The sequence below is a fragment of the Dryocola clanedunensis genome, assembly GCF_038405435.1.
Taxonomy (GTDB): domain Bacteria; phylum Pseudomonadota; class Gammaproteobacteria; order Enterobacterales; family Enterobacteriaceae; genus Dryocola; species Dryocola clanedunensis_A.
On sequence record NZ_JBBYHZ010000055.1, the window covers coordinates 1 to 850 of the forward strand.

2 protein-coding genes are annotated in these 850 nt (G+C 66.4%); one reads left to right on the plus strand and one right to left on the minus strand.

The features are described from left to right. Positions 1–25: 25 nt before the first annotated feature. A complete protein-coding gene (locus AAE045_RS23315) occupies positions 26–565 on the minus strand; it encodes a Smr/MutS family protein (protein WP_455549694.1) in 540 nt (179 codons plus the stop codon). Positions 566–751: 186 nt separating this feature from the next. Between AAE045_RS23315 and AAE045_RS23320 the strand changes: the two genes are divergently transcribed. Further along, the coding region (locus AAE045_RS23320) for a 5'/3'-nucleotidase SurE (RefSeq protein WP_455549695.1) at positions 752–850 on the plus strand (99 nt) is incomplete at its 3' end.

Below are 850 nucleotides of genomic sequence, written 5' to 3' on the forward strand. Positions count from 1 at the left end.
CCGAGCGTGGGGGCCAGGGCCGGCGTTACCGGTTGCTCAGCAGCACCAGCACTGCACCGGTGCCGCCCTGGCCGGCGGGCGCGGAATGAAACGCGAGCACGTCGTTGCGCAGGCGCAGCAGACGATCGACCAGATTCTTCAGCACCGGTGCGCCGCCATCGGATTGCAGTCCCTTGCCGTGGATGATGCGCACGCAGCCGTACTCATGGGCATGCGCTTCCACCAGGAACTGGCGCACCAGTGTCTCGGCCTGGGCCACCGTCGCGCCATGCAGGTCCAGTTCGTCCTGCACGGAGTACTGCCCGCGCTTTAGCCGCTGGAACATCCGCGGCGGCAGATTCTCGCGCCGGTAGCTGGCGGTATCGCCGGCCTCCAGTGGGCTGCTGTCGCGCAGCAGCCGGGCGACTTCCCCGCGGGCCTCCTGTTCATCCTGTTCGGCCATGCGCGCACGCGGCTTGGGCCGCGGCGTGGCCGGCGGCGGGGTGACCACCTTGCGCAGCGGCTTGACCTCGCCGATGGCGGCCCGGAACAGGGCCGCGGGATCTTCGTCTTCAGAATGTGACATGCGTACAGCCTAATGGGCGGGAGGGGCGATGCCTACCGTTATCGGGGTAGGACGATCTGTCCGCTTGCGGCACAATAGCTGACGCACTTGCGCGGTCGTCGCGCTCCGGAAGGGGCAGGGCCACCGCCGCCAACGGTGGGAAGTGATGGAATCGAAGTCTTGAAAAATCAAGCGGTTAAATCGCAGATGCGGATTCTGGTCAGCAACGACGACGGTGTCGATGCGCCGGGCATCAAGATGCTCGCCACGGTATTGCGTGACGCAGGTCATGAAGTGACCGTGGTC

Bases quoted from the DNA above. Each gene is read 5' to 3' on its own strand.
- AAE045_RS23315 (WP_455549694.1), bottom strand. From the start codon at position 565: ATGTCACATTCTGAAGACGAAGATCCCGCGGCCCTGTTCCGGGCCGCC.